The sequence below is a fragment of the Klebsiella sp. 28 genome (assembly GCF_018223905.1).
GTDB classification, from domain to species: domain Bacteria; phylum Pseudomonadota; class Gammaproteobacteria; order Enterobacterales; family Enterobacteriaceae; genus Klebsiella; species Klebsiella pneumoniae.
Genome location: NZ_JAGRQY010000138.1, coordinates 1 through 22,323, shown reverse-complemented (window position 1 = coordinate 22,323; position 22,323 = coordinate 1). Strand labels below are relative to the sequence as shown.

Here is a 22,323-nt window from a genome sequence, read left to right as displayed (position 1 = left end):
GGGTACACTATTGCTCCAGTGTATCCTGTCTAACGTGAAGAGAGAAACCGGTGGACCATCAGACAGCAGAAGCGCTACGCGCTTTTACCCAACGATATTGCGCCGTCTGGCAGCAGCAGCGCCACAGCCTGCCGCGCAGTGAAGAGCTTTACGGCGTCCCGTCGCCTTGCGTTGTCGACACCCAGGGCGAGGCCGTTTTCTGGCAGCCGCAGCCGTTTTCGCTGGCGCAAAATATCAGCGCGGTTGAACGCGCCCTCGACATTGTGGTACAACAGCCGCTTCATTCTTATTATACCACTCAGTTTGCCGGCGATATGTCCGGCCGGTTTGCCGGCGAAACCTTGACGCTGCTGCAGACCTGGAGTGAAGAGGATTTCCAGCGGGTGCAGGAAAATTTAATCGGGCACCTGGTGGTGCAGAAGCGGTTGAAGCTGTCGCCGACGCTGTTTATCGCCACCCTCGAGAGTGAACTGGATGTGATATCCGTCTGTAATCTCAGCGGCGAGGTAGTCAAAGAGACCCTCGGCACCGCCAAACGCATTACGCTTTCTCCCTCACTTGCGGGTTTCCTCAACCACCTTGAGCCAGTTCTGTAATCCAGTCTGCCAGATCGTTTGTGAGAGATCTCTTACAAAACCTGTAAGAGATCGTCATCATTTAAGGTAAATTTAATCCATACTTTTTTATATAAGTTGTTGGTATTAAATCAGATCTTAATTTTTTCGTCCTTTTGAGTGGGGACTAATCTTAAGAGATTGTCTCAAGAAGGGTTGTAAGAAGGGGCAGAATCAGTGATCCTATGTCTGTCGACAGGACGTCGCGAAATGAAGCGAACATCAGGATGATGGCGCTTCTGCAGGACCCGCCAGGACGGCGCTGCAGGGACAGGCTTCAGGATGAAGCAAGGATAACGCAGGATCGCGTAATGGACACCTCCAGGATGGAGAACGAGAGCCGCTCAGGATGAACGGTGGATCAGGAAGATCGGGACAAACTTATGGATAAGTCATTTCGCATCGGGGTGGTGTGAAAGCAGGATGCACGTGTTTATGGATGAACATGGTCAGGAGACCTCAGGAAAAGTTTTCAAGGACGAGCAGGGAGCACCAATGTAGCGGGACTGCTGCAAAACGAACCGGGAGCACTGTTTATACAGTGCTCCCTTTTTTTATTTCTCCTGCGGATTTGCTATCCTGCGCCCGGTTTTTAACTCATCGAGGTTTCCCCATGACTCTTCACGATAGCGTGCGCGATCGCCTGCGCGCCATTGAAGCCCTGCTGCGCGAAACGGAGCACTGGCAGGAGACGGCGCCGGACAGCAGCGCCTTCGCCAGCGATAAGCCGTTTTGCCTGGATACCCTGGAGCCGCTGGAGTGGCTGCAGTGGGTCCTGATCCCGCGTATGCACCAGCTGCTGGAGAGCGGCCAGCCGCTGCCGCAAAATTTTGCCGTTGCGCCTTATTACGAAATGGCTCTGGATCAGGCCCACCCGGTCCGCGAATCCATGCTGGCGGAACTTCTGCTGTTAGACGCGCTGTTTGCCGGTGAGCAGGCCTGATGCTGGAGATTATCTACCAGGACGACTGGCTGGTGGCGGTCAACAAACCCTCGGGCTGGCTGGTGCATCGCAGCTGGCTCGATCGCGACGAGAAAGTGGTGGTGATGCAGACCGTGCGCGACCAGATTGGTCAGCACGTTTTTACCGCTCATCGTCTCGACCGGCCCACCTCCGGCGTGCTGCTGATGGGATTGTCGAGCGAGGCGGGCCGGCTGCTGGCGCAACAGTTCGAGCAGCACCAGATCCGGAAGCGCTACCATGCGATCGTCCGCGGCTGGCTGATGGAAGAGGCGCTGCTGGATTACCCGCTGGTGGAGGAGCTGGATAGAATTGCCGATAAGTTCGCCCGCGAAGATAAAGGGCCGCAGCCAGCGGTAACCCACTACCGCGGTCTGGCGACAGTGGAGATGCCAGTGGCGACTGGGCGCTATCCCACCTCGCGCTATGGGCTGGTGGAACTGGAGCCGAAAACCGGCCGCAAGCACCAGCTGCGCCGTCATCTGGCCCACCTCCGTCATCCGATCCTCGGCGACAGCAAGCACGGCGATCTGCGGCAAAACCGCAGCGCCGCGGAACATTTCGGCTGTCACCGCCTAATGCTGCACGCCAGCGAGCTGTCGTTAACCCATCCTTTTACCGGCGAGCCGCTGACCCTGCGCGCCGGTTTTGACGACGTCTGGATGCGCGCGCTGTCGCAGTTTGGCTGGCGCGGGCTTCTCCCGCTAAATGAAAGGGTTGAGTTTGCCGACGACAGCGGTCAGGATGAAGAGAATAAGGTCAATCCAGGGAGATAATAGCATGGCGGAAGTCGGAATTTTTGTCGGCACCATGTACGGCAACTCGCTGCTGGTCGCGGAAGAAGCGGAAGCGATCCTCAGCGGACTGGGACACAAGGCTACCGTGTATGAGGATCCGCAGGTCAACGACTGGGAATCCTACACGGGTAAGTATGTGCTGGTGGTCACCTCCACCACCGGGCAGGGCGATCTGCCGGACAGCATCGTCCCGCTGTATGAGGGCATCAAAGATATGTATCAGCCTCACCTGCGGTACGGCATTATCGCGCTCGGCGACAGCACCTATGCCAACTTTTGCGGCGGCGGCCTGAAGTTCGATCAGCTGCTGCAGGAGCAGGGCGCGAAGCGCATCGGCGAGATGCTGAAGATTGACGCCAGCGAAGACCCGGAGCCGGAGAGCGTCTCCAATCCGTGGGTTGAGCAGTGGGCCACCCTGCTCGCATAAAAGCGCTGCCCTCTCCCTACGCAGAGGGCGCTCTTTCAATACGTCGCGGCCAGATACGCGGACGTCAAAATAGTAGCGCTTTCCAGGTGCCGCGCCTTTAGGCAAACGCCATAATATCCTTAGCAATATCATGGCTTAAGCCAGCCAGTTTCACCGGGTCAAGTGAGGTATTTCACACTCCGGGCCTTTTTGCTGCGCTATGCGGCGCCAGCGGCGCTGGCTTTTCATTTCCGTGAACTTCCCCCCATTCTTTCAGGCATTCGCCACAAACCACCTGCAATAGCGGCGTAAAAGCTGTGTGGATGCACGGTGAGCCGCGGTGTGCCTCTTCATATACTGCTCCAGCCAGTGATAAATGCAGTGCCAGATATAACGACAACTATCAAAACACGACCACGTCATTCTGATTACCCTACAGGTTGTGCTGTTCAGAATGAACGTAGCTAAACGCTATGGTTCAGGAGTACAACAATGAGTTCATTAAGTCAGGCGGCGACGGCGGCTGAAAAGCGCACCAACGCCCGCTACTGGATAGTGGTGATGCTGTTTATCGTCACCTCTTTTAACTATGGCGACCGGGCGACGCTGTCGATCGCCGGTTCGGAAATGGCCAGGGATATCGGCCTTGATCCGGTGGGGATGGGGTATGTGTTCTCCGCCTTCTCATGGGCTTATGTCATCGGCCAGATCCCGGGCGGCTGGCTGCTCGACCGCTTCGGCTCGAAGCGCGTCTATTTCTGGTCGATCTTCATCTGGTCGATGTTTACCCTGCTGCAGGGCTTCGTCGATATCTTCAGCGGCTTTGGCATTATCGTTGCGCTGTTTACCCTGCGCTTCCTCGTCGGCCTTGCCGAGTCGCCGTCATTCCCCGGCAACAGCCGGATCGTCGCCGCCTGGTTCCCGGCGCAGGAGAGGGGGACAGCGGTATCGATTTTTAACTCCGCCCAGTACTTTGCCACCGTTATTTTCGCGCCGATCATGGGCTGGCTGACGCATGAGGTGGGTTGGTCGCATGTGTTCTTCTTTATGGGCGGGCTGGGGATTGTGATTAGCTTTGTGTGGCTGAAAGTGATCCACGATCCGAACAACCACCCGGGCGTGAACCAGAAAGAGCTGGACTATATCGCCGAAGGCGGGGCGCTGATCAACATGGATCAGAAGAGCAGCGCGCAGAAAGTGCCGTTTAGCGTCAAAATGGGGCAGATCAAGCAACTGATCGGCTCGCGGATGATGATCGGCATCTATATCGGTCAGTACTGCATCAACGCCTTAACCTACTTCTTTATCACCTGGTTCCCGGTTTATCTGGTGCAGGCGCGCGGCATGTCGATCCTCAAAGCCGGCTTTGTCGCCTCGATTCCGGCGGTGTGCGGCTTTGTCGGCGGGGTGCTGGGCGGGGTGATCTCCGACTGGTTAATGCGCCGCACCGGCTCGCTGAACATTGCGCGCAAAACGCCGATTGTGCTGGGGATGCTGCTCTCCATGACCATGCTGATGTGTAACTATGTCAACGTGGAGTGGATGGTGATCGGCTTTATGGCAATGGCCTTCTTCGGCAAAGGGATCGGCGCCCTCGGCTGGGCGGTGATGGCGGATACCGCGCCGAAAGAGATTAGCGGTCTCTCCGGCGGTCTGTTCAATATGTTCGGCAATATCTCCGGCATCGTCACCCCGATCGCCATCGGCTATATCGTCGGCACCACCGGCTCGTTCAACGGCGCGCTGATCTACGTCGGTATCCATGCCCTGGTGGCGGTGCTGAGCTATCTGGTGCTGGTGGGCGATATCAAACGTATCGAACTGAAACCTGTAGCGGGACGTTAATCATGACTACTCAATCCAGCCCGATTATCACAGAGATGAAGGTCATTCCGGTGGCCGGGCACGACAGCATGCTGCTGAACATCGGCGGAGCGCATAACGCCTGGTTTACCCGCAATATCGTGGTGTTAACCGATAACGCCGGCCATACCGGCGTCGGCGAAGCGCCCGGCGGAGAGGTCATCTACCAGACGCTGCTGGCGGCGATCCCGCAGGTGGTGGGCCAGGAGGTCGCCCGACTCAATCGCGTGGTGCAGCAGGTGCACAAAGGCAATCAGGCGGCGGATTTCGACACCTTCGGCAAAGGGGCGTGGACCTTCGAACTGAAGGTTAACGCGGTGGCGGCGCTGGAAGCGGCGCTGCTGGACCTGCTCGGCCAGGTGCTTAATGTGCCGGTCTGCGAGCTGCTGGGCCCGGGTAAGCAGCGTGATGCCGTCACCGTGCTGGGCTACCTGTTCTATATCGGCGATCGGCAGAAAACCGACCTTGGCTATCTGGACCATACGCCGGGCGATCACGAATGGTACCGCCTGCGCCACCAGCAGGCGTTGAGCAGCGAGGCGGTAGTGCGTCTGGCGGAAGCCGCCCAGGATCGCTACGGTTTCAAAGACTTTAAGCTCAAAGGCGGCGTGCTGCCCGGCGAGCAGGAGATTGACACCGCGCGGGCGCTGAAAAAGCGTTTCCCGGATGCGCGCATCACCGTCGACCCTAACGGCGCCTGGCTGCTGGATGAGGCCATCGCGCTGTGTAAAGGGCTGCAGGATGTTCTGACCTACGCCGAAGATCCGTGCGGCGCCGAGCAGGGTTTCTCCGGCCGGGAGGTGATGGCCGAGTTCCGCCGCGCCACCGGGCTGCCGGTCGCCACCAATATGATAGCCACTAACTGGCGCGAAATGGGCCATGCGGTGATGCTCAACGCCGTCGATATCCCGCTGGCGGACCCGCACTTCTGGACGCTCTCCGGCGCGGTGCGGGTGGCGCAGCTGTGCGACGACTGGGGGCTCACCTGGGGCTGCCATTCCAACAACCACTTTGATATTTCCCTGGCGATGTTTACCCACGTCGGCGCCGCCGCGCCGGGCAACCCCACCGCCATCGATACCCACTGGATCTGGCAGGAGGGCGACGCGCGCCTGACCAAAGATCCGCTGCAGATTATTAACGGCAGCATTGCCGTGCCAGACGCGCCGGGACTCGGCGTGGAACTTGACTGGGAGCAGGTGCGCAGAGCCCATGAGGCCTATAAAGCGCTGCCGGGCGGCGCGCGCAACGACGCGGGCCCGATGCAGTACCTGATCCCCGGCTGGACATTCGACCGCAAACGTCCCGTTTTCGGCCGCCACTAATTAAAAAGGATGATGCTATGACGACTTTCTCTTCAACGCCCGTTGTCACCACCATGCAGGTGATCCCGGTTGCCGGCCATGACAGCATGCTGATGAACCTGAGCGGCGCCCACGCCCCGTACTTCACCCGCAATATCGTAATTATCAAAGATAACGCCGGCCATACCGGCGTCGGTGAAATCCCGGGCGGTGAAAAGATTCGCCAGACCCTGGAGGATGCCATTCCGCTGGTGGTGGGCAAAACGCTGGGCGAGTATAAAAACGTGCTGGGCGCGGTACGCAATCAGTTTGCCGACCGCGACGCCGGGGGCCGCGGCCTGCAGACCTTTGACCTGCGCACCACCATTCACGTGGTGACCGGCATCGAAGCGGCACTGCTGGATCTGCTGGGCCAGCACCTTGGGGTCAACGTCGCCTCGCTGCTAGGCGATGGCCAGCAGCGCAGCGAAGTCGAAATGCTGGGCTATCTGTTCTTTGTCGGTAATCGCCATGCGACGCCGCTGGCCTATCAGAGCCAGCCGGATGAGCAGTGCGAGTGGTATCGCCTGCGCCATGAAGAGGCGATGACGCCGGATGCGGTGGTCCGCCTGGCGGAAGCGGCGTATGAAAAATATGGTTTCAACGACTTTAAGCTGAAGGGCGGCGTGCTGGCCGGTTTTGAAGAAGCCGAAGCGATCAGCGCCCTGGCGAAGCGCTTCCCGAATGCTCGCGTCACTCTCGACCCGAATGGCGCCTGGCTGCTTGAGGAGGCCATTCAGATTGGTAAACAGCTGAAGGGCGTGCTGGCCTATGCGGAAGATCCGTGCGGCGCCGAACAGGGCTTCTCCGGCCGCGAAGTGATGGCCGAGTTCCGCCGCGCGACGGGCCTGCCGACCGCCACCAATATGATCGCCACCGACTGGCGGCAGATGGGCCATACGCTGTCGCTACAATCGGTGGATATCCCGCTGGCGGACCCGCACTTCTGGACCATGCAGGGGTCGGTGCGCGTAGCGCAGATGTGCCATGAGTTCGGCCTGACCTGGGGTTCGCACTCTAATAATCACTTCGACGTGTCGCTGGCGATGTTCACCCACGTCGCGGCAGCGGCGCCGGGCAAGATCACCGCTATCGATACCCACTGGATCTGGCAGGAGGGCAACCAGCGTCTGACCAAACAACCTTTTGAAATCAAAGGCGGCATGGTGCAGGTACCGAGTACCCCGGGCCTGGGGGTTGAGCTGGATATGGACCGCGTGATGCAGGCAAATGAGCTATATAAGAAACATGGTCTTGGCGCCCGCGACGATGCGATGGCGATGCAGTATCTGATCCCGGGCTGGACCTTTGACAACAAGCGTCCATGCATGGTGCGCTAAAAGTCCGCCGGCCTCTGCGGGGGCCGGCATTGCGCGACAGCGCCAGGGGTTGGCTCAGAGTAAGGACAGCAGATGAAAATAGTGATCGCACCGGATTCCTGGAAGGAGAGCCTGAGCGCGCTGGAAGTGGCCAGTGCGATAGAGCAAGGCTTTCGCGAGATTTATCCTGACGCCGAGTACGTCAAGCTGCCGGTTGCCGATGGTGGGGAAGGGACGGTGGAAGCCATGGTGGCGGCGACCGGCGGGCTTCTGGTTCCGCTGACGGTCACCGGGCCGCTGGGCGAGCCGGTTGAGGCATTTTACGGGCTGTCCGGCGATCGCCAGTGCGCCTTTATCGAAATGGCGGCGGCCAGCGGCCTGGAGAGCGTCCCGCCGGCGCAGCGTAACCCGCTGCTGACCACTTCCTGGGGTACCGGGGAGCTTATCCGCCATGCGCTGGACGCCGGGGTAAGACAGATCATTATTGGTATTGGCGGCAGTGCGACCAATGACGGCGGCGCCGGGATGGCGCAGGCGCTGGGGGCGAAACTGCTGACCGCCGAGGGCCAGCAAATCGCCTCCGGGGGCGGCGCGCTGGAGACGCTGGCGCGAATCGATCTCAGCGAACTCGATTCGCGTCTGGCAGATTGCCGGATTGACGTTGCCTGCGACGTCACCAACCCGTTGACCGGCCCGCAGGGCGCCAGCGCGGTGTTCGGCCCGCAAAAAGGGGCGACGGCGCAGATGATCGACCGGCTCGACAGCGGCCTGCGGCACTATGCCCGGATTATCGCCCGCGATTTAGATATCGACGTGCTGAGCCTTGAGGGCGGCGGCGCGGCGGGCGGCATGGGTGCGGCGCTGTATGCGTTCTGTGGTGCTCAGTTGCGTCCGGGCATTGAGATTGTCACCGATGCGCTACAGCTGGCTGAGCGGGTGGCGGATGCCGATTTAGTGATCACCGGCGAAGGGCGTATCGATAGCCAGACGATCCACGGCAAAGTGCCGGTGGGGGTGGCGAGAGTGGCGAAGTGTTTTAACGTCCCGGTGATCGGGATTGCCGGCAGTCTTACCGCCGATGTTGGCGTCGTGCATCAGCACGGGCTGGATGCGGTATTCAGCGTGTTGTATACCATCTGTACCCTTGATGAAGCGTTGGCCAATGCCGCCGCCAACCTGCGAATGACGGCGCGTAACGTAGCTGCGGTTTTGCAGATGGGCGACAGCCGGTAACCCGGCTGGCGCAGTGGTATTTGTAGTCCGGATAAGGTGCGTAGCACCGCGATCCGGGAACCATCCCCGGTGGCGCTTACGCTTACCGGGGCTACCAACCGAATACCGGACCGTAGGGCGTAGCCCGGATGAGGCGCGTAGCGCCGCTATCCGGGGTTTACACCCCCATCCTGCACGCTTCGCGGGCCACATTATCCATCTCATCTAACAGCTCAAGCAGCTCCGGCTCCAGATCCTCGGCGGCGGTGCCTGCCCGCAGCTGACTTTCCAGGGTATGGCACAGCTTTTTCAGCCGCGGCACGCCGCTATAGCTGCAGCTGCCGTGCAGTTTATGGATCAGATCCACCAGCCCTTCCGGCTGCTCGCCCACCAGCTGCTCCTCAACTTTGTTACGCACCTCCGGCATAAAGGCGATCAGCATTTGCAGCATCTCCCGCGCCAGGTCCGGCTTCATGGCCGCCTGGCGCAGCGCCAGCTGCCAGTCGAGCGTTTGATTATGATCGACGATCGGCTCTGCGGGCGGTAGCGACGCCGGAACGACGCTGTGCAGGCCGGGCTGATAGCGCAGCAGCAGTGCGTGCAGTTTCTCTTCTTCGATTGGCTTCGCCAGATAGTCGTTCATGCCGGCGCTCAGTAATTTCTCACGCTGGCCCTCCAGGGCGTGCGCGGTGACCGCAATAACCGGGGTTTGCTGATGATGGGACAGGTGATGGATAAGCTCGCAGGCGCGGATGCCGTCCATATCCGGCATCTGAATATCCATCAGGATCAGATCCATCTGCAGCTGCTTGGCCTTGTCCACCGCCTGCTGGCCGCTGTCGCAGAGGATCACCTGCTGCACAAGATCATCCAGCAGGGCGCCAATCAGCTTCAGGTTAGCCGGGTTGTCGTCGACGGCCATTACCGTCATTGGCAACTTATGACTGTCGATCTGCATCAGCGGCGCGGAGGCAAGCGCGTGGCTGGTAGCCACCAGCGCCGGTAGCAGACGGGTGGTGGTGAGCGGCTTTAACAGGCAGGCGGCAACGCCGTCGCGCTTCAGGGCTTCGGCGCTGACCTGGGCATGGCACGGCAGGGCCAGCAGTACGTTATCGGACATCGCGCAGGCTTTGGCTAATTTTTCCCGATGCGGCGACAAATCGCGCATTGAAACCGGGATACCGACCAGCAGAATGTCATACTGCGCTTCCGCCAGCGAGGAGAAGGTAGGGCTGTAGATAACCTCCAGCGGCGTAGCGGCCAGCATCTCCAGGGTACACTGCGCCGCCGTCGCGTTGGCTTCCACATAGGCCAGACGTTTGCCGACAAGCCCGTCGGTGTTCAGCGTATCCGGAATGGCGTTCGGGTTGAGATCGAGGCTGATATGGAACCAGAAGGTGGAGCCGCGGTTCGGCTGGCTGTGGAACGAAATATCCCCGCCCATCTCTTTGACCAGACGCTGAGTGATCACCAGCCCGAGCCCGGTGCCGCCGTGGCGGCGTGAAATACTGGCATCGGCCTGACGGAAGGCCTGGAATAGCCGGGACTGGTCGCGCTCGGGGATGCCGATGCCGGTATCGTGGATCTGAATTTCGATCTGTACCCGGGAATTACTGATGGCCCGCTGCTCCACCAGTACGTCGATATTGCCGTGCTCGGTAAATTTGATGGCGTTGCCCACGAGGTTGGTCACAATCTGCTGCAGACGCAGCGGATCGCCAATGACGTTATCCGGTACATTGTTCTTAATATTCAGCGTCAGCTCCAGCCCTTTATCGTGCGCGGAATGCGCCAGCAGGGTGACCACTTCATCAAGCGAAGTGCGCAGCAGGAACGGAATACTCTCCAGGATCAGCTTCCCGGCTTCCAGCTTGGAAAAGTCGAGCACGTCATTGATGATCGCCAGCAGATTGTTGGCCGAACGTTCGATGGTGGTCAGGTGGTCGCGCTGCGTAGCGTTGAGATCGGTTTTCAGCGTCAGGCGGGTAAAGCCGATCACCCCATTGAGCGGGGTGCGCAGCTCGTGAGACATATTGGCCAGGAACTCAGACTTAATGCGCGCCGCCTCCTGGGCGCGCTTTTTCGCCAGGTCCAGCTCGACGTTCTGGATCTCCATCTGCTCAAGCGTTTCCCGTAGATCGGAGGTCGCCTGGTCGACGTTGTGTTGCATCTCTTCGTGGTATGCCGCCAGCGACATGGCCATCGAGTTAATGCCGTTTTTCAGCATATCCAGTTCGCCGAGCATAAAGCCTTCGACCCGGCTGTCCAGCTGTCCGCGGCGGATGCGGTCGACAGTGTTAACCATATTGCGGATTGGCCCGGTGACGTCGCGCATCAGCCTCCAGCCGAAGATTAACGCGATGCCGATACAGAACAGCATCATTACGCTAGAGATAAAAATCTCTTTGTACTGCTGGAGGCGAACCGATTTTAGATCCAGCTCCAGGGCGACGTAGCCCAGCATATTGCCCGGCATTTTAGCGTCAGATTCGGGTGATTCATCCGGAGAATAGCTTTCCGAGACAATAGGCGTGCGCAGGATCATCATGTCGCCATCGCGGATGACGCTGAGGTGACGGGGGAATGCCTCGCCTTTCGGGATCTGCAGTTCGCTGGGATTGAGCTGGTAATTGGAGGTGACAAATAAGCGGTTATGCGAATCGTACACCGAGATGGCCCGCACGATCTCCGAGTGGCGACGATGCAGAACGCTGATCAGCTGGCCGATGGATTCGCGGTTTTGCAAGTTCATGCCATATTCGCTGGAGACCGCCAGCGGTTCGATAATACTGGCGCCAGCGTCCTCCAGCTGGCGTTGCAGGTCGTTATAACGATGAGCGACAAAGAAAATACTGAGCAACAGTCCTATCAGGACGGTTGGCGCCAGAATCAGAATCATCATGCGAGCACGCAGGCTGTAGTTGGTCATGCGGTTCCATTATGGGAGAATATAGACATCATCGTTCTGTGCAGCGTCGCTGCGCCTCGCGGCGCTGCCGCTCTGAACGAGCTCGTTTTATTTGATTGAGACAACTCTCTACGATGGCGCAATTCTACTCTGCAAAACGGCGTGTGACGACGCGCCAGATCATAACCGTTACAGTCAACGACCTCGATCCCTTTGGTCAGGGTGTTGCCCGCCACCAGGGGAAGGCGCTGTTCGTGAGCGGCGTGCTGCCCCACGAGCAGGCCGAGGTGGTGCTGGTGGAAGATAAAAAACAGTACGCCCGCGCCGAGGTGAAACGCCGACTGACCGACAGCCCGCAGCGCCAGGCGCCGCGCTGCCCCCATTTTGGCGTCTGCGGCGGATGCCAACAACAACATGCCAGCGTTCCGCTTCAGCAGCAAAGTAAACGCGCCGCGCTGGGGCGACTGATGAAGCGCGAGGTAGATGACGTCATCGCCGGCGCGCCGTGGGGCTACCGCCGTCGCGCACGCTTGAGCTTGAATTATCAGCCGAAGACCCAACAATTGCAGATGGGTTTTCGCCAGGCCAACGCCAAAGCGATCGTCGATGTGGTGCAGTGCCCTGTTTTGGTGCCCCAACTTGAGGCATTGCTGCCCGCCGTGCGCGAGTGCTTAAGCGCGCTGAGCGCATTACGCCATCTCGGCCACGTCGAGCTGGTGCAGGCGGACAATGGCCCGCTGATGGTGCTGCGCCATACCGCAGCCCTGCCGGCGACAGACAGGGAAAAACTGGAACGCTTTTCGCAAACTCACGGTCTTTCCCTGTACCTCGCGCCACAAAGCGAGATACTGGAGCATATTCATGGCGAAGCGCCATGGTATACCTCAGACGGACTACGCTTAGTGTTCAGCCCGCGGGATTTTATCCAGGTCAACGACGGCGTAAATCAGCAGATGGTGCGTACCGCACTGGAGTGGCTGGATCTGCGGCCAGAGGACCGGGTGCTGGATCTGTTCTGCGGGATGGGCAACTTTACCCTGCCGCTGGCGACACGCGCCGCCCATGTGGTGGGCGTGGAAGGGGTGCCGGCGCTGGTGGAGAAGGGGCGGGAAAACGCCGCCCGCAATGGTTTATCAAATGTCACTTTCTTCCATGAAAATCTGGAAGAAGACGTCACCCGTCAGGCCTGGGCGAAGCACGGCTTTGATAAAGTGCTGCTGGACCCGGCCCGCGCCGGCGCGCCGGGCGTGATGCCGCATATAATAAAACTGGCACCGCGGCGGGTGGTGTATGTTTCCTGCAACCCGGCGACGCTGGCGCGAGACAGCGAAACCCTGTTGCAGGCTGGATATCAGATTCAACGCCTGGCGATGCTGGATATGTTCCCGCATACCGGCCATCTGGAATCAATGGTGTTGTTTGAGCGCAGGCTTACATAAGGTCATTCACAACGTCGCAGAAGAGCCACCCTGGCCATGAATGCTGACGCGACCTGCAGGATGACATGTAGAAAGTTGAGGCTTGCCGACTTCGGCAGGCCGGTCCCTTAAGGAGAGGACAATGGTTGCGGTAAGAAGTGCACATCTTAATAAAGCTGGTGAATTTGACCCGAAGAAATGGATCGCGAGTCTGGGAATTTCCAGCCAGCAGTCGTGTGAGCGCTTAGCCGAAACCTGGGATTATTGTCGCGAAAAAACGCAAGGACACCCGCAGGCGGACCTGCTGCTGTGGCGGGGCGTCGAAATGGTGGAGATCCTCTCCACCCTAAGTATGGACATCGATACGCTGCGCGCGGCGCTGCTGTTCCCGCTGGCCGACGGCGAAGTTGTCAGCGAAGAGGTGATGCAGGAGAGCGTAGGTAAATCGGTCGTGACCCTGATTCACGGGGTGCGGGACATGGCCGCTATCCGCCAGCTGAAGGCTACCCATACCGACTCGGTCTCTTCCGAGCAGGTGGATAACATTCGCCGTATGCTGCTGGCGATGGTTGACGATTTCCGCTGCGTGGTCATCAAACTTGCTGAGCGTATCGCGCATCTGCGCGAGGTCAAGGACGCGCCGGAAGATGAGCGCGTTCTTGCGGCGAAAGAGTGCACCAATATCTATGCTCCCCTGGCGAACCGCTTAGGTATCGGCCAGCTGAAGTGGGAGCTGGAAGATTACTGCTTCCGCTATCTGCACCCGGCGGAATACAAGCGCATTGCCAAACTGCTCCACGAGCGCCGTATCGACCGCGAGCATTACATCGAAGAGTTTGTCGGCCACCTGCGCTCAGAGATGAAAGCCGAAGGCGTCAAGGCGGAAGTCTATGGCCGGCCGAAGCATATCTACAGTATCTGGCGCAAAATGCAGAAAAAACACCTCGCTTTCGACGAGCTGTTTGACGTTCGCGCGGTGCGTATTGTGGCTGAGCGTTTGCAGGATTGCTATGCCGCGCTGGGGATCGTCCATACTCACTACCGCCATCTGCCGGATGAATTCGACGACTACGTGGCCAACCCGAAACCCAACGGTTACCAGTCTATCCATACCGTGGTGCTGGGGCCGAGCGGCAAGACGGTGGAAATTCAGATCCGCACCCGGCAGATGCATGAAGACGCCGAGCTGGGCGTGGCCGCGCACTGGAAGTACAAAGAGGGCGCGGGAGCCGGCACCAGCGGCGGCCGCGGCTATGAAGACCGTATCGCCTGGCTGCGTAAGCTGATTGCCTGGCAGGAAGAGATGGCCGACTCCGGCGAGATGCTCGACGAAGTGCGCAGCCAGGTCTTCGACGACCGGGTGTATGTCTTTACGCCGAAAGGCGACGTGGTGGACCTGCCTGCGGGGTCGACGCCGCTGGACTTTGCCTATCATATTCACAGCGATGTCGGCCATCGCTGCATCGGCGCCAAAATTGGCGGCCGCATCGTGCCGTTCACCTACCAGCTGCAGATGGGCGATCAGATCGAAATTATTACCCAGAAGCAGCCGAACCCGAGCCGTGACTGGCTGAACCCTAACCTCGGCTATGTGACCACCAGCCGCGGACGCTCGAAGATCCACGCCTGGTTCCGTAAGCAGGATCGCGACAAGAACATTCTCGCCGGTCGGCAGATCCTCGACGACGAGCTGGAGCATTTGGGCATCAGCCTGAAGGATGCGGAAAAGCACCTGCTGCCGCGCTATAACTTCAACGAGCTCGATGAACTGCTGGCCGCCATCGGCGGTGGCGATATCCGTCTCAACCAGATGGTCAACTTCCTGCAGGCGCAGTTCAATAAACCTAGCGCCGCCGAGCAGGATGCGGCCGCGCTGAAGCAACTGCAGCAGAAAACCTACACGCCGCAAAATCGCACCAAGGACAATGGCCGGGTAGTGGTGGAAGGGGTAGGCAACCTGATGCACCATATTGCCCGCTGCTGCCAGCCAATCCCGGGCGACGAGATCGTCGGCTTTATCACCCAGGGGCGCGGGATCTCCGTGCATCGCGCGGACTGCGATCAGCTGGCAGAACTGCAGTCGCATGCCCCGGAGCGCATCGTCGATGCGGTATGGGGCGAAAGCTACTCGGCGGGCTACTCGCTGGTGGTCAGAGTGGAGGCGAACGATCGCAGCGGTTTACTGCGCGATATCACTACCATCCTCGCCAATGAGAAGGTGAACGTGCTGGGCGTCGCCAGCCGCAGCGATACCCGTCAGCAGCTGGCAACCATCGATATGACCATCGAGATTTACAACCTGCAGGTGCTGGGCCGGGTGCTCGGTAAGCTCAACCAGGTGCCGGATGTGATCGACGCGCGCCGTCTGCACGGCGGTTAATTCGTCTGTAGGCCGGATAAGGCGAAGCCGCCATCCGGCAATTTCGCAACGTCGGATAAGGTCTAAACGCCTTATCCGGCCGACTATTTTTTAAATTTCCAGGATTGTCACATGACTCAAATTGACCGCTTGCTCGGCATCATGCGCCGCCTGCGCGACCCGGAAAACGGCTGCCCATGGGATAAAGAGCAGACCTTTGCCACTATCGCCCCTTACACCCTTGAGGAGACCTACGAGGTCCTCGATGCTATCCAGCGGGAAGATTTTGACGATCTGCGCGGTGAGCTGGGCGATCTGCTGTTCCAGGTGGTGTTCTATGCGCAAATGGCGCAGGAAGAGGGACGCTTTAACTTTGACGATATCTGCGCCGCCATCAGCGACAAGCTGGAGCGTCGCCACCCGCATATCTTCGGCGAGGCATCGGCGGGCAATAGCACGGAAGTCCTGGCCCGCTGGGAGCAAATCAAAAGCGCGGAGCGGGCGGAAAAAGCCCAGCATTCGGCACTGGACGATATTCCCCATAGCCTGCCGGCGCTGATGCGCGCGCATAAAATCCAGCGCCGCTGCTCGGCAGTGGGTTTCGACTGGACCTCGCTGGGCCCGGTGCTCGACAAAGTGCATGAAGAAATTGATGAAGTGATGCATGAAGCGCAGCAGGCGGTGGTGGATGAAGCAAAACTGGAAGAGGAAGTGGGCGATCTGCTGTTTGCCACGGTGAATTTATCCCGTCATTTGGGCGTCAAAGCCGAGGTGGCGCTGCAGAAAGCAAACCTCAAGTTTGAGCGTCGTTTCCGCGAGGTCGAGCGTATTGTCGCCGCCCGAGGCCTGGAAATGACCGGCGTCGACCTCGATACCATGGAAGAAGTGTGGCAGGAAGTAAAACGCCAGGAAACTGATCTCTAACGGATTTTCGTGATCAAGCGCGATTTGTGTGATTTTATAAATAACAAGCGCTTGATTTACGTCAAAAACATTTCGCCAAAAGCGTCTATTTTCTCTTTCCGTTATGTCGTTGAAACACCATGTAGCCTGCCTCTTCGAGTTGTTCGAGTCGCAACACAGGTGCAACTTGAAGAACGAAGGGGAGGGGAAGAATGAAAGTTTGTGGCGTCACGCATGTTCGGGTATACTACTTTCCCGTCCTGGTTATTCCATCGTTTTACCCTAACTTCTCAGGTTCAGCATGACAACGAACTATATTTTTGTGACCGGCGGGGTCGTATCCTCTCTGGGTAAAGGCATTGCCGCAGCCTCCCTGGCAGCCATTCTTGAAGCCCGTGGTCTCAACGTGACCATCATGAAACTGGATCCGTATATCAACGTCGATCCGGGCACCATGAGCCCAATCCAGCATGGGGAAGTGTTCGTTACTGAAGACGGCGCAGAAACCGATCTGGACCTGGGCCACTATGAGCGTTTTATCCGCACCAAGATGACGCGCCGCAATAACTTCACCACCGGCCGTATCTACTCCGACGTGCTGCGCAAAGAGCGCCGTGGCGACTACCTGGGCGCGACCGTTCAGGTTATCCCACACATCACCAACGCTATCAAAGAGCGCGTACTGGCGGGCGGCGAAGGCCATGACGTCGTGCTGGTGGAAATCGGCGGTACCGTAGGCGATATCGAATCCCTGCCGTTCCTCGAAGCGATTCGTCAGATGGCGGTAGAGATCGGCCGCGAGCATACCCTGTTCATGCACCTGACTCTGGTGCCGTACATGGCCGCCGCGGGCGAAGTCAAAACCAAGCCGACCCAGCACTCCGTGAAAGAGCTGCTCTCCATCGGTATTCAGCCTGATATTCTGATCTGCCGCTCCGATCGCGCGGTTCCGGCCAACGAACGAGCCAAAATTGCTTTGTTCTGTAACGTTCCGGAAAAGGCTGTGATTTCTCTGAAAGATGTCGATTCCATTTATAAAATTCCGGGCCTGTTGAAATCTCAGGGGCTGGACGATTATATTTGTAAACGATTCAGCTTAACTTGTCCGGAAGCAAACCTGGCCGAATGGGAACAGGTAATCTATGAAGAAGCTAATCCGGCAGGCGAAGTCACCATCGGTATGGTCGGTAAGTACATTGAACTGCCGGATGCCTACAAGTCGGTGATTGAAGCGCTGAAACACGGCGGTCTGAAAAATCGCGTTACCGTCAACATCAAGCTGATCGATTCGCAGGATGTGGAAACGCGCGGCGTCGAAATCCTCAAGGATTTAGACGCTATCCTGATCCCGGGCGGCTTCGGCTATCGCGGCGTTGAAGGCAAGATCGCCACCGCGCGCTATGCGCGTGAAAACAATATTCCTTATCTGGGCATCTGCCTGGGTATGCAGGTTGCGCTGATTGAGTTCGCGCGTAACGTAGCGGGTATGGAAAACGCCAACTCGACGGAATTTGTGCCAGACTGTAAATACCCGGTCGTGGCCCTGATTACCGAATGGCGTGACGAAGATGGCAACGTTGAAGTCCGCTCTGAGAAGAGCGATCTGGGCGGCACCATGCGCCTGGGCGCGCAGCAGTGCCAGCTGAGTGATGATTCTCTGGTACGCCAGCTTTACGGCGAGCCGACCATCACCGAGCGTCATCGTCACCGCTACGAAGTCAACAACATGTTGTTGAAACCGATTGAAGCTGCCGGTCTGCGCGTTGCGGGCCGTTCCGGGGATGATCAGTTGGTCGAGATCATCGAAGTGCCGAACCATCCGTGGTTTGTGGCCTGCCAGTTCCACCCGGAGTTTACTTCGACGCCGCGTGATGGACACCCGCTGTTTGCCGGCTTTGTGAAAGCCGCGAGCGAGTACCAGAAACGCCAGGCGAAGTAAAAAGAGTTTGAACGGCAATGCACCCATCCGGGTGCATTGTTTGTCTGGAGTTTTAGTTTAACTTGTACTGAGGAAAACCTAATGTCCAAAATCGTTAAAGTCATCGGTCGTGAAATCATCGACTCCCGTGGTAACCCGACTGTTGAAGCCGAAGTACACCTGGAAGGTGGTTTCGTCGGTATGGCAGCTGCTCCGTCAGGTGCTTCTACTGGTTCCCGCGAAGCGCTGGAACTGCGCGATGGCGACAAATCCCGTTTCCTGGGTAAAGGCGTAACCAAAGCTGTTGCTGCGGTAAACGGCCCGATCGCTCAGGCAATCCTGGGCAAAGATGCTAAAGATCAGGCTGGCATCGACAAGATCATGATCGACCTGGACGGTACTGAAAACAAATCTAACTTCGGTGCGAACGCTATCCTGGCTGTTTCTCTGGCGAACGCCAAAGCAGCTGCTGCGTCCAAAGGCCTGCCGCTGTACGCGCACATCGCTGAACTGAACGGCACTCCGGGCAAATACTCCATGCCGGTTCCGATGATGAACATCATCAACGGCGGTGAGCACGCTGACAACAACGTCGACATCCAGGAATTCATGATTCAGCCGGTTGGCGCGCCGACCCTGAAAGAAGCAGTACGCATGGGTTCTGAAGTGTTCCATCACCTGGCGAAAGTGCTGAAGTCCAAAGGCATGAACACTGCCGTTGGTGACGAAGGCGGCTACGCGCCGAACCTGGGTTCCAACGCCGAAGCGCTGGCTGTTATCGCTGAAGCGGTTAAAGCTGCAGGCTACGAGCTGGGCAAAGACATCACCCTGGCGATGGACTGCGCGGCGTCTGAATTCTACAAAGACGGTAAATACGTTCTGGCTGGCGAAGGCAACAAAGCGTTCACCTCTGAAGAGTTCACTCACTTCCTGGAAGAGCTGACCAAACAGTACCCGATCGTCTCCATCGAAGATGGTCTGGACGAATCTGACTGGGAAGGTTTCGCTTACCAGACTAAAGTACTGGGCGACAAAATCCAGCTGGTTGGTGACGACCTGTTCGTAACCAACACCAAGATCCTGAAAGAAGGCATCGAAAAAGGCATCGCTAACTCCATCCTGATCAAGTTCAACCAGATCGGTTCTCTGACCGAAACTCTGGCTGCTATCAAGATGGCGAAAGACGCTGGCTACACCGCTGTTATCTCTCACCGTTCTGGCGAAACTGAAGACGCTACCATTGCCGACCTGGCTGTTGGTACCGCTGCAGGCCAGATCAAAACTGGTTCTATGAGCCGTTCTGACCGCGTTGCTAAATACAACCAGCTGATTCGTATCGAAGAAGCGCTGGGTGAGCAAGCGCCGTTCAACGGTCGTAAAGAGATCAAAGGTCAGGCTTAATCCTGTCCTTGTGAAATAATCATGCCAGCCTTCGGGCTGGCATTTTTTTTACGCCTGCGGCCATTATTTAAAGTCGACGGCCATTTGCTGAGGGATCGACAACCCGCGGGTGGTTTCCACGCAGCGGTCGATGTAATCGGTAAAGCGCGGCGGTTTTGGCATCCCCATGCTCAGCAGCTTGTCGTTACTAAAGCGCACGTTCAGGGTGGCGAACGCGCCGTATAAGCGCATGGCTTTCAGCATCAGCCGCTCATTGCATGGCCCAAATATCCCTTTCAGTTCGCGTCTCATTTTGACCAGCGTTTCATATCTCACCTGGGCGTACTTATCCCCCACCGGCGCCTGCTCCAGGGCCTGAGCCATCGCCAGGTCGATTTCGGCAAACTTCACGCTGTTCTCTTCGCCAGCAGAGATATGCACCACCTCGCCGTGAGCCAGAGGCTGGTTAAGCAGCATTAGCAGGGCGTCGGCGCAGTAGTCCACCGGGATAACGTCAATTCGGTCCTCCATGGAGCACATGAATTTCTGCAGCATCAGCCCCATGCTGAACACCCAGAAAATACTGCTGGAAGGCCGGCAGCCGTGATGGGTATGACCCACCACGATAGAGGGGCGGGCAATTACCAGCGGTAGCGTAGGGCACTGCTGCTGCATCAGCTGCTCGATGGTCGACTTCGAGTGGGTATATTCCACCAGGTGCTCAGCGCGTTCCCGAAACTCCGCGCTTTCGGCGACCAGTGAATCCGGTTCAGGCGAACATGACATCGCCGTACCGACGTGCAGAAAGCGCTGCAGACCCGTCACCTGCGCCATACGTTGCGCCAGGCGCAGCGTGCCCTCAACGTTAACCTTCCAGATAAGCGGGTTGCTGCCAAATGAGGCGACAGCGGCGCAGTTGAGGATGTGCGTGACCTGATCGAGGCGCGGATCGTTAAGAAAATGCTCCGGAGAGGCGAGATCGCCCAGCAGGATATGCTGCTGGCGCAACATCGCCAGCTTCTCCTCGGCGATGTTGAACTTACGCATGTTCTCTTTAACCCGTTCGAGGCCAGCCTCGGGGCTATCAGCACGTACCAGCAGCAGCAGATCTAACCGGGTTTCCTGATGGAGTATTTTCTCTAACGCGGCACCGCCCAGAAACCCCGTAACGCCGGTAATTAATAATGTGGTCATAAACGCTATCTCATTATGGTTGGTCTGCGGGATTCTAGGCGGGCAAAAGTAAACGACAATTAAATAAAAAAGGGGCCCGATCAGGGCTTTATTAAGACCAGTTTAAGGTTATTATTACCGGGGGATAGAATTGGACTCGCAGATCGGCCAGATAATTCACTCTTTCATGTATCAGTTTGTACATTACTGTATTTTAAGGTTTTTTATTTTGGTTCTTGGACTTTTTATTTTATCCTGAATGACAGGAATAACATTTTCTGTTACATATTTCCCCCCGCGCGTCAGAATGCTATTTATTTTAATTCTTACCATGCTAATAAACTAAGCCAAAAGAAAAGATTGCTTTTTTAATCAATAATATTATTCCCGACACGGATATTGACGGAGGGGTAAAAAAGCGATCGCAGCGCAGGACAAGACCTGGGCAGCGAAATCTGCGATAATGAACGTTTATCACCCTAAACAGAGATGACTATGCAGTACCCGATTAACGAGATGTTCCAGACCCTGCAAGGCGAGGGTTACTTCACCGGCGTGCCTGCCATCTTTATTCGTCTGCAGGGATGCCCGGTAGGATGCGCGTGGTGTGACACCAAGCATACCTGGGACAAGCTGGCCGATCGGGAAGTGTCGTTGTTCAGCATCCTGGCGAAAACCAAAGAGAGCGACAAGTGGGGCCCGGCAAGCAGCGAGGATCTGCTGGCGATTATTGGGCGGCAGGGGTGGACAGCCCGCCACGTGGTTATTACCGGCGGTGAGCCCTGCATTCATGATTTAACGCCGTTAACCTCGCTTCTGGAACAAAACGGCTTTAGCTGTCAGATTGAAACCAGCGGCACCCATGAAGTACGCTGCAGCCCCAATACCTGGGTGACGGTTTCCCCGAAGGTCAACATGCGCGGTGGCTATGACGTGCTGTCTCAGGCCCTGCAGCGGGCGGATGAGATCAAGCATCCGGTAGGGCGCGTCCGCGACATAGAAGCGCTGGACGAACTGCTGGAAACGCTGAGCGATGACAAACCGCGGATCATCGCCCTGCAGCCGATCAGTCAGAAAGAAGATGCGACGCGCCTGTGTATCGACACCTGCATCGCCCGCAACTGGCGCCTGTCTATGCAGACGCACAAGTATCTGAATATTGCCTGATAAAAAAGCCCGGCAGCGTACTGACCGGGCTTTTTTTCGCTTACTCGCCGCGATAGACGCAGCCGGCGGTGCAGGTCTCTTTGACCATCACGGCGCTGAGCAGCGGCACCCGCGGTTTCATCTCATCCCAGATCCATTTGGCCAGCACTTCGCTGGTGGGGTTTTCCAGACCAGGAATATCGTTCAGATAATAGTGGTCGAGGCGATCGTATGTCGGCTTAAAGGCGGCCTTCAGCTCGGCAAAATCCATGATCCACCCGGTATGGGGATCGACTTCACCGGTGATCTCCAGACGCACCATAAAGGAGTGGCCATGCAGGCGACCGCATTTGTGTCCTTCCGGGACGTGCGGCAGGTGGTGGGCGGCTTCGAAGGTGAAATCTTTAAACAGCGTGGTGGACATCATTGACTCTCAACAGGACGAAAAAAACCGCCGTAGGGTACCGGAAAGTACATTTTTTCGCATTAACTAAAACGGCCGTGAACAGAAAATAGACATGTTCATCTGCTTTATTTGAGTTAATCTCTTATATTTCAATTGCTTATTTAATCGATTTTGTTGTTAATAACTACAACTAAAAC

The 22,323-nt window shown here is 57.6% G+C and carries 17 protein-coding genes; 14 read left to right on the top strand and 3 right to left on the bottom strand.

The window, feature by feature from the left end; all coding sequences use genetic code 11:
* Nucleotides 1–50: 50 nt before the first annotated feature.
* The 8 genes from syd to KHQ28_RS21675 all read left to right on the top strand — a co-directional run bounded on the left by syd (nt 51) and on the right by KHQ28_RS21675 (nt 8,536).
* Nucleotides 51–596 (top strand): SecY-interacting protein, encoded by a 546-nt coding sequence (syd, locus tag KHQ28_RS21710; RefSeq protein WP_002915253.1) that lies wholly within the window; start codon nt 51–53, stop codon nt 594–596.
* 631 nt (nt 597–1,227) lie between these two features.
* A complete protein-coding gene (locus KHQ28_RS21705) occupies nt 1,228–1,557 on the top strand; it encodes a YqcC family protein (protein WP_002915249.1) in 330 nt (109 codons plus the stop codon).
* Nucleotides 1,557–2,351 carry a tRNA pseudouridine(65) synthase TruC gene (gene truC, locus KHQ28_RS21700; protein WP_002915236.1) on the top strand — a complete coding sequence of 265 codons (795 nt, stop codon included), beginning with the start codon at nt 1,557–1,559 and terminating at the stop codon, nt 2,349–2,351. Before KHQ28_RS21705 ends, truC begins: the two co-directional genes overlap by 1 nt.
* Before the next feature lie 4 nt (nt 2,352–2,355).
* A complete protein-coding gene (locus KHQ28_RS21695) occupies nt 2,356–2,799 on the top strand; it encodes a flavodoxin (protein WP_002915235.1) in 444 nt (147 codons plus the stop codon).
* A 471-nt stretch (nt 2,800–3,270) separates the two neighbouring features.
* Nucleotides 3,271–4,623 (top strand): MFS transporter, encoded by a 1,353-nt coding sequence (locus KHQ28_RS21690; RefSeq protein WP_002915225.1) that lies wholly within the window; start codon nt 3,271–3,273, stop codon nt 4,621–4,623.
* Nucleotides 4,624–4,625: 2 nt separating this feature from the next.
* Nucleotides 4,626–5,966: an enolase C-terminal domain-like protein gene (locus KHQ28_RS21685; RefSeq protein WP_004900218.1), complete on the top strand. Its 1,341-nt coding sequence runs from the start codon at nt 4,626–4,628 to the stop codon at nt 5,964–5,966.
* A gap of 17 nt (nt 5,967–5,983) precedes the next feature.
* Nucleotides 5,984–7,324, top strand: a complete 1,341-nt coding sequence (gudD, locus tag KHQ28_RS21680; protein ID WP_002915223.1) for a glucarate dehydratase — start codon at nt 5,984–5,986, stop codon at nt 7,322–7,324.
* A gap of 72 nt (nt 7,325–7,396) precedes the next feature.
* Entirely contained in the window at nt 7,397–8,536 is a 1,140-nt protein-coding gene (locus tag KHQ28_RS21675; RefSeq protein ID WP_032418396.1) for a glycerate kinase, read from the top strand.
* A 157-nt stretch (nt 8,537–8,693) separates the two neighbouring features.
* On the opposite strand, the gene barA is transcribed toward KHQ28_RS21675, so the two are convergent.
* Nucleotides 8,694–11,444: a two-component sensor histidine kinase BarA gene (gene barA, locus KHQ28_RS21670; protein WP_004151066.1), complete on the bottom strand. Its 2,751-nt coding sequence runs from the start codon at nt 11,442–11,444 to the stop codon at nt 8,694–8,696.
* 113 nt (nt 11,445–11,557) lie between these two features.
* Between barA and rlmD the strand changes: the two genes are divergently transcribed.
* The 5 genes from rlmD (at nt 11,558) to eno (ending at nt 19,422) form a co-directional block, all read left to right on the top strand.
* Nucleotides 11,558–12,862, top strand: a complete 1,305-nt coding sequence (gene rlmD / locus KHQ28_RS21665; RefSeq protein WP_004174638.1) for a 23S rRNA (uracil(1939)-C(5))-methyltransferase RlmD — start codon at nt 11,558–11,560, stop codon at nt 12,860–12,862.
* 121 nt (nt 12,863–12,983) lie between these two features.
* Nucleotides 12,984–15,221, top strand: a complete 2,238-nt coding sequence (gene relA, locus KHQ28_RS21660) for a GTP diphosphokinase (protein ID WP_002915217.1) — start codon at nt 12,984–12,986, stop codon at nt 15,219–15,221.
* 111 nt (nt 15,222–15,332) lie between these two features.
* Nucleotides 15,333–16,124, top strand: coding sequence for a nucleoside triphosphate pyrophosphohydrolase (mazG, locus tag KHQ28_RS21655; RefSeq protein WP_002915215.1), 792 nt, complete (start codon nt 15,333–15,335; stop codon nt 16,122–16,124).
* Nucleotides 16,125–16,404: 280 nt separating this feature from the next.
* Entirely contained in the window at nt 16,405–18,042 is a 1,638-nt protein-coding gene (gene pyrG / locus KHQ28_RS21650; protein WP_004142808.1) for a glutamine hydrolyzing CTP synthase, read from the top strand.
* A gap of 81 nt (nt 18,043–18,123) precedes the next feature.
* Entirely contained in the window at nt 18,124–19,422 is a 1,299-nt protein-coding gene (eno, locus tag KHQ28_RS21645) for a phosphopyruvate hydratase (protein ID WP_002915213.1), read from the top strand.
* 63 nt (nt 19,423–19,485) lie between these two features.
* Here eno and KHQ28_RS21640 read toward each other — a convergent pair whose 3' ends face one another.
* Nucleotides 19,486–20,595 carry an SDR family oxidoreductase gene (locus KHQ28_RS21640; RefSeq protein WP_032418397.1) on the bottom strand — a complete coding sequence of 370 codons (1,110 nt, stop codon included), beginning with the start codon at nt 20,593–20,595 and terminating at the stop codon, nt 19,486–19,488.
* Between the two features lie 474 nt (nt 20,596–21,069).
* On the opposite strand from KHQ28_RS21640, the gene queE reads away from it, so the two are divergent.
* On the top strand, nt 21,070–21,741 hold the full coding sequence (gene queE / locus KHQ28_RS21635) for a 7-carboxy-7-deazaguanine synthase QueE (RefSeq protein ID WP_002915210.1): 672 nt from the start codon (nt 21,070–21,072) through the stop codon (nt 21,739–21,741).
* Between the two features lie 40 nt (nt 21,742–21,781).
* Here queE and queD read toward each other — a convergent pair whose 3' ends face one another.
* Nucleotides 21,782–22,147, bottom strand: coding sequence for a 6-carboxytetrahydropterin synthase QueD (gene queD, locus KHQ28_RS21630; RefSeq protein WP_004174641.1), 366 nt, complete (start codon nt 22,145–22,147; stop codon nt 21,782–21,784).
* Nucleotides 22,148–22,323: the final 176 nt, after the last annotated feature.